Source organism: Thermococcus sp. (genome assembly GCF_027066465.1).
In the GTDB taxonomy this organism is placed as follows: Archaea; Methanobacteriota_B; Thermococci; order Thermococcales; family Thermococcaceae; genus Thermococcus.
In genome coordinates this window covers 1-6,924 of sequence record NZ_JAMONU010000166.1, presented here as the reverse complement: position 1 = coordinate 6,924, position 6,924 = coordinate 1, and the positions used below count along the sequence as shown (strand labels likewise).

General features: G+C 55.3%; 7 protein-coding genes. 4 read left to right on the top strand and 3 right to left on the bottom strand.

Going from position 1 to position 6,924, the window contains the following annotated elements:
- Positions 1-885 (bottom strand): NAD(P)-dependent oxidoreductase (locus MVK46_RS08235; protein ID WP_297536197.1); only part of this gene is annotated, 885 nt, incomplete at its 3' end.
- A 117-nt stretch (positions 886-1,002) separates the two neighbouring features.
- On the opposite strand from MVK46_RS08235, the gene proS reads away from it, so the two are divergent.
- The 3 genes from proS to MVK46_RS08220 all read left to right on the top strand — a co-directional run bounded on the left by proS (position 1,003) and on the right by MVK46_RS08220 (position 5,358).
- Complete coding sequence (gene proS / locus MVK46_RS08230; RefSeq protein WP_297536196.1) at positions 1,003-2,454, top strand: proline--tRNA ligase; 1,452 nt, start codon at positions 1,003-1,005, stop codon at positions 2,452-2,454.
- A gap of 24 nt (positions 2,455-2,478) precedes the next feature.
- Positions 2,479-4,089 carry a carbamoyltransferase gene (locus MVK46_RS08225; RefSeq protein WP_297536195.1) on the top strand — a complete coding sequence of 537 codons (1,611 nt, stop codon included), beginning with the start codon at positions 2,479-2,481 and terminating at the stop codon, positions 4,087-4,089.
- A 99-nt stretch (positions 4,090-4,188) separates the two neighbouring features.
- Complete coding sequence (locus MVK46_RS08220; RefSeq protein ID WP_297536199.1) at positions 4,189-5,358, top strand: pyridoxal phosphate-dependent aminotransferase; 1,170 nt, start codon at positions 4,189-4,191, stop codon at positions 5,356-5,358.
- Here MVK46_RS08220 and MVK46_RS08215 read toward each other — a convergent pair.
- Entirely contained in the window at positions 5,355-6,011 is a 657-nt protein-coding gene (locus tag MVK46_RS08215; RefSeq protein WP_297536198.1) for a metallophosphoesterase, read from the bottom strand. The two genes, MVK46_RS08220 and MVK46_RS08215, sit on opposite strands and share 4 nt — an antisense overlap.
- A 128-nt stretch (positions 6,012-6,139) precedes the next feature.
- Between MVK46_RS08215 and MVK46_RS08210 the strand changes: the two genes are divergently transcribed.
- Entirely contained in the window at positions 6,140-6,355 is a 216-nt protein-coding gene (locus tag MVK46_RS08210) for a hypothetical protein (RefSeq protein ID WP_297536194.1), read from the top strand.
- A 48-nt stretch (positions 6,356-6,403) separates the two neighbouring features.
- On the opposite strand, the gene MVK46_RS08205 is transcribed toward MVK46_RS08210, so the two are convergent.
- The coding region (locus MVK46_RS08205) for a methionine adenosyltransferase (RefSeq protein WP_297536193.1) at positions 6,404-6,924 on the bottom strand (521 nt) is incomplete at its 5' end.

Sequence of the window (6,924 nt, the reverse complement as noted above, 5' to 3'; positions counted from 1 at the left end):
GTCCTCCATAGCCTCCTTCGAGAGGCCGGCGTAGTGGGGCGTTAAAACCGTCTCCCACTCGTAGTCGAAAAGCTCGTGCTCCTGAACCGGCTCGTTCTCGAAGACGTCGCTCGCGTAGCCCTTCAGCTTACCATCTTTGAGGGCCTTAACGAGGGCCTTTTCATCGACGAGGGTTCCGCGTCCGATGTTCACTAAATACTTCCTCTCAAGGAGCTTCAATCGCTCTTCGTTGATGATGTGGTAGGTTTCCTTCGTCGCTGGGAGGGCGAGGATTACAATGTCGCTCTCCCTCAGCACGTCATCAAGGGGAAGGTACCTTGCGCCAACTTCCTCCTCGATATCGGGCTTCCGAGAGCGCGACCAGTAGAGTATCTCCGTCCCCATCGCCTTCATTCTCCGCGCTATTGCCTTTCCTATCGCCCCCATGCCGAGGATTCCAACCTTTTTGCCGTAAACCGTCTCGATGCCCTTGAAACCGCTCCAGACAGTCCTGTGGGAGTCCCACTTTCCAGAGCGAATGAACCTGTCGGCGTAGGCGATTTTTCTCAAAAGCGCTACCGTTAAGCCGACGGCGAACTCCGCCACCGCCTCGCTGAGAACGCCGGCCACTTTGGTGACGTAGATTCCCTTCTTGGTTGCGGTCTCGACGTCAACGTGGTCGTAGCCTGCTGAATGACAGCTTATGACCTTCAGCCTTTCAGCTTTCTCGAGGACTTCACCTGGAACCGGGTTGAGCGGAGAAACTATCAGCCCGTCGTACTTCCCGATGACCTCTTTAAGCTCTTCGACGCCCGGATAGAGGATAACGTCAACGTCCGCCCATTTCTTGAGTTCCTCAAGGGGTTTGCTCTTCATCTTGAAGAGGACGGCCACCTTCGGCCTCATGATATCACCTTAAGACCCCTATCGAAACGAACCTAATAAGGTTTCTCCTGACGAAGTGGCGAATCTCACCTGAGAAAGCTTAAAAGCTCCTTCCAGTTCTCCCTTTAGGTGGTGCAGATGGGGAAGGTGAAGCGTGAGAAGTGGAGCAACGAGTTCAGCGAATGGTACAACGAGCTCCTCGAAACGGCTGGAATTATCGACAAGCGCTACCCGGTCAAGGGAATGAACGTCTGGCTTCCGTACGGGCTGAAAATCATGCGCAACATCGAGGCCTTCATAAGGGCCGAGATGGACAGGACCGGCCACGAGGAGGTTCTGTTTCCGGCGCTCATCCCCGAAACCGAGTTCCAGAAGGAGGCTGAGCACATAAAGGGCTTTGAGGACGAGGTTTACTGGGTTACGCATGCAGGTCTCGACCCCCTCGACGTCAGGCTCATTCTGAGGCCCACGAGCGAAACTGCCATGTACTCGATGTTCTCCCTCTGGATTCGCTCCCACGCGGATTTGCCTTTCAAGGTCTACCAGATAGTCAACGTCTACCGCTACGAAACCAAGCACACGAGGCCCCTCATTCGCGTTAGGGAAATCAGCAGGTTCTTTGAGGCCCACACGGCCCATACCGACTTCGAAGATGCCGAGAGGCAGATAAAAGAAGACCTCGAGATATTCGACCGCCTCGCGAAGTTCCTCGCTTTGCCCTACATAATCTCCAAGAGACCCGATTGGGACAAGTTCCCCGGTGCCTTCTACTCGCTCGGGGCAGAGATAATGATGCCCGACGGGAGGACGCTCCAGATAGGCACGATGCACAACTACAAGCAGAACTTCGCCAGAGCCTACAACATCCAGTACGAGACCGAGACGGGCGACCACGAGTTCGCTCACCAGACGACCTTTGGAATGAGCGAGCGCCTTTTAGCGGCGGTCATAGCGGTTCACGGCGACGACAGCGGAATGGTTCTCCCGCCGACGATAGCGCCGATTCAGGTCGTTATCGTGCCAATTCCCAAGAAAGACGCGAGCGTTGACGTCTTCGCCTACGCGAGGGAAATTGCTGAAGAGCTGAGGAAAGCGGGCTTCAGGGTGCATGTGGACGAGCGCGACATAAGGCCCGGAAGGAAGTACTACGACTGGGAGCTTAAGGGCGTTCCCCTGAGAATAGAGGTCGGCCCGAGGGACGTCGAGGGAAGGAAAGCCGTCCTCGCGAGGCGCGACACCTTCGAGAAGGTAACCGTCGAGCGCGATGCCATCGTCGAGGAGGTGAAGAAGACCCTCGATTCTATCCACGAGAACCTTTACAGCAGAGCGAAGGAGTTCCTTGAGAGCCACATCAAGCGCGTTGAGACGATTGAAGAGGCCAAAGCCGTCTTCGAGGACAGGCGCGGCATAGTCGAGATTCCCTGGTGCGGTGACGAGGAGTGCGGGCTTAAAATGGAGGAGGAGCTCGACGCAAAGATGCTCGGTATTCCCTACCCTGAGGAAAAGGCCAGGGAAGGCATCGAAGGCAAGAAGTGCCCGGTCTGCGGTAGGGAGGCGAAGTTCATAGCGAGGTTCGCGAGGACCTACTGATTCCTTTTCCTTTTGGTGGTTTCTATGATTCTCGGAGTCCACGACGGCCACGACGCCGGGGCGGTTCTGATAGACGGCGAGAGGATTTTCGCGGTGAACGAGGAGCGCTTGAACCGGGTCAAGAAGTACAGGGGCTTCCCCGAGCTGAGCATCAAGGCCGTTCTCGAGATGGCAAACGCCGACCCGGAGGACGTTGAGGTAATAGCCGTCGCCGGGATTTTCAGGAAACAGAAGAGGCTTCTGGAACTCGAGAAGAGGTTGAAGGCCATCTTCGGCCCGGAGTTCAAGAGAAAGATTCTCTTCGTCGAGCACCACTTAGCTCATTCGGCGAGCGCCTACTACACCTCTGGCTGGCGCGAAGCTTTAGCGGTTAGCATCGACGCGGCTGGAGACGGCCTGAGTTCCTCGATTTACGTGGCGAGGGACGGCGAGATGATTAGAATGGCCCAGAGCACCTACATTGACTCCCTCGGCGACTTCTACGCCTCGGTTACGGAGCTTTTAGGATTTAAGCCGATGCGCCACGAGGGAAAGGTGATGAGCTTAGCGGCCTACGGACGGCCGGCATATGATTTGAGCGCGATAATCGAGCTCAACGGACTGACCTTTGAAAACCATCTCAAGGTCATCGGCGTCGAGGCGACTAAAAAGCTGGCCGAGTTCTTTGGTTACCCCCTCTCAAAGGCGAAGGAGATAGCGAACCAGATGAAGCGCGGGAAGCTCGTGGGCGAACTTCAGAGGAAGGCCATCGAGATAGCGGCGAGCGCTCAGAGACACCTTGAAAAGCTCCTCGAGGAGCTCGGCGTTAAGTTAAGTTCGAAGGGCCTTCCCTTAGCCTACGCCGGCGGCGTGGCTCAGAACGTCAAGGCCAACGCGGTTTTGAGAAAAATCTTCGGGGACGACAACCTGTGGGTCTTCCCCGCGATGGACGACGGCGGACTGGCCTTTGGAGCGGCAATCTTCGTCAAGGCCCAGCTTGACAGGTTAGACGGAAGATGGAAGCCCTTCAAGCTCGAGCACGTCTATCTTGGCCCGTCCTACGAGAAGGCTTACGTTGAGGAGCTCCTGAGAAAAGAGGGGCTCGAGTTTGAGGAGGTCGATGAAAAGTTCGTTGCCGACGTCCTGAGCGAGGAGAAGCTCGTCGGCTTCTTCCGGGAGGCGATGGAGTTCGGACCAAGGGCCCTTGGCAACCGCTCGATTCTAGCTAATCCCTCCGACGAAAAGGTTAAGGAGAGGCTCAACTTGGCTCTCAAAAGAGACGTCTTCCAGCCCTTCGCGCCCTCTCTGCTCTGGGAAAAAGCTAAAGAATACCTTGAAGACCTCGAAGGCAAACCGAACGAGTTCATGACGATGAGCTACACCGCGAGCGAAGAGTTCCAAAAGCTCGCTCCGGCAGTTATTCACGTGGACGGCACGACGAGGCCTCAGGCAGTGAGGAAAGAGGTAAATCCGAGCTACTACGAAATCATCAAGACATTCGAGAAGAAAACTGGCATCGGGGCAGTGCTGAACACGAGCTTCAACATGCACGGCGAGCCGATAGTCTGCTCGCCGGAGGACGCGCTGAGGACGTTTAGAAAGGCCGGACTGGACGTTCTGGTCATTGATGGATTCGCGGTGTTTAAAGCAGACTGAACTCTTCAAGACCTTTACGTCCATATCAGCACTTCGATGCTCATCTTTTCGGTGAGGTAAGGTTATAAACATAGCCGAGAAGGAGGAGCGGTGATGTTCATGGCGCTGAGCGACAGGCTTAACCTCGTGAACCCTTCTGAGATTAGAAAGCTTTTCGACCTCGCGGCCGGCATGGAGGACGTCATTTCTCTCGGAATCGGTGAACCCGACTTCGACACTCCCGAGCATATAAAGGATTACACCAAGGAGGCCCTCGACAAGGGCTACACCCACTACGGCCCGAACGCAGGCCTGCCGATGCTGAGGGAGGCCGTTGCGAAGAAGCTGAAGGAGCAGAACGGAATAGACGCCGACCCCAAGAGCGAGATAATGATAACTGTCGGCGCGAACCAGGCTTTTCTCATGGGGCTTTCAACGTTCCTCAGGGATAATGAGGAGGTCCTCATACCGGGTCCCATGTTCGTTAGCTACGCTCCGGCCGTTATCCTCGCCGGCGGAAAGCCGGTTGAGGTTCCGACCTACGAGGAGAACGAGTTCCGCCTTTCCGTTGACGACCTCGAAAAGCACGTGAGCGACAGAACGAGGGCGCTCATCATAAACTCCCCCAACAACCCGACCGGTGCTGTTCTGACCAAGAAGGACGTCGAGGAGATTGCCGACTTCGCGGTCGAGCACGACCTCATAGTCCTGAGCGATGAAGTTTACGAGCACTTCGTCTACGACGGGGCAAGGAACCACAGCATCGCTTCACTCGACGGCATGTTTGAGAGAACGATAACGATAAACGGCTTCTCCAAGACCTTCGCCATGACGGGCTGGCGCCTTGGCTTCGTCGCGGCCCCAGCGTGGATAATCGAGAGGATGGTCCGCTTCCAGATGTACAACGCCACCTGCCCGGTTACCTTCGTCCAGTACGCGGCCGCAAAGGCCCTCGAGGACGAGAGGAGCTGGAAGGCCGTTGAGGAGATGAGACGGGAGTACGACAGGAGGCGGAACCTCGTCTGGAAGCGCCTCAACGAGATGGGTCTCCCAACGGTGAAGCCGAGGGGAGCCTTCTACATCTTTCCGCGCATTAGGGACACAGGCTTAACAGACCACGAGTTCAGCGAGCTCATGCTTAAGGAGGCAAAGGTTGCCGTCGTTCCGGGTTCGGCCTTCGGAAAGGCCGGTGAGGGCTACATAAGGATAAGCTATGCAACGGCCTACGAGAAGCTTGAAGAGGCCATGGACAGAATGGAGAATGTTTTGAAGGAAAAGGGGCTCGTTTAGAGCTCCTTTAGCTTGACGTCTTCCACTATTTTCCTCTTCTCGTCGAAGTCTATGACCGCGTAGTAGCCCCTGAAGAGAGGACCCGGGTTCACGATTACCGTCTCCCCAACCCTGTCAACGCTCCTCGCCTCGTGGATGTGGCCGGTAACTACCAGCGGCGGCCGGTTTTCCTCTATGAACTCCCTCAGGGCCGAGCTTCCCACGTGTAGACCGGAATGAACGCGGTCGGCCTTCGTGTCCTTCGGCGGAACGTGGGAGAGAATCACGTCGCCGGGACGGTAGTTTCTCATAAGGATTTCCTGAATTTCGTCTTCCGTCAGCTCCCAGATTGTGTTAAAGGGTGTTATGTTTGAACCGCCGATTCCAATGAAGCCAACGCCGTTGAGTTCCCTCCTTCTGTCGTGGAGCCAGATTCCAAGCTCGTCAAGCAGTTCTGGAACGTCCCTGCCGTCGCAGTTGCCGTGAACAGCGAAAACGGGAATGTCAAGGGACAGAAGCGGCCTGAGAACCATCTCGGCAACCCGTCTGTTTGAGAAGTTAGTGATGTCCCCTGCAATAAGCAGAACGTCGAAGTTCGCATTCCTAAATATCTCCGCCATTTTTTCGGCTTCCCTAATGTTACCGTGGATGTCCGTTATTGCAACAATCCGCAACGCCACCACCCCCTCCCTTTAGACAATCATGAAGTCAAGGGGCTTTCTTCGACAATCGCCTTATGTCATTTTGACATTTACCGAAAACCTTATAAGCTTTAGGGATTCCTAATAGATTAGGTGATAGCATGGAGAGGGTTAAGTCAATACTCCACAGGCGCCTTGAGGTCGTTAAAAAGAGGAAGGAGCTTCTCCTCCTTGAGGAGGCCAAACTCGTCAGGATGGCCAAGCAGAAGAAGGACGTTGCCGTAAAGCTCGCGAAAGTTAAGAGCGAAAAGCTCGCGATAATGAGCGAGGAGGCAAAGCTTCTCAGGGCCATAAAGCAGAGCACCCTTCCCTACTGATTTCCAACTTTTGTTGTTGAGAGCCTAAAAAAAGGGAGTGGAAAGAGTTCAGAAGACATTCAGCTTGTCCTCGAGAATCATCTTCTGTATCCTAGTTATGTTCGACAGCCACTCGTCGGCAATCTCATAGGCCGGCTTCTGGAGGACGTCTATGCTGTAACCCTTCTTCGGGATTATCTGAATGCTCGCGACCAGCGGCTCGTCAATCGGCTTTCCTATCTGGCTCAGAATCCTGACGTAAACCTCCTCGACGCCCTCTACCTGTTCCGCTATGTCGTTGGCTATGAGCATCGAGAGGAGGTTGTAAATCTTTCCAACGTGGCTGACCGGGTTCTTACCCGCCGCTGCCTCCATGCTCATGTGCCTGTTCGGGGTGATGAGTCCGTTGACGCGGTTGCCCCTGCCAACGCTACCGTCGTCACCGGCTTCCGCGCTCGTTCCGGTAACGGTGATGTAGTAGATGCCGTTCTTCGGGTCGTCGGCGGTGTTGACGAATATCTTCGTCGGTCTCTCCGTGTGCTCCTCGACGATGCCCTTTGCCGCCTCGTAGATTTCCTCCTTGACGGCCA

What these genes read in the sequence shown, in the direction of transcription:
- MVK46_RS08210 (WP_297536194.1), top strand. Translation starts at nt 6,140, where the DNA reads ATGGAGAGGGTTAAGTCAATACTCCACAGGCGCCTTGAGGTCGTTAAA.
- MVK46_RS08225 (WP_297536195.1), top strand. Translation starts at nt 2,479, where the DNA reads ATGATTCTCGGAGTCCACGACGGCCACGACGCCGGGGCGGTTCTGATA.
- MVK46_RS08220 (WP_297536199.1), top strand. Translation starts at nt 4,189, where the DNA reads ATGGCGCTGAGCGACAGGCTTAACCTCGTGAACCCTTCTGAGATTAGA.
- proS (WP_297536196.1), top strand. Translation starts at nt 1,003, where the DNA reads ATGGGGAAGGTGAAGCGTGAGAAGTGGAGCAACGAGTTCAGCGAATGG.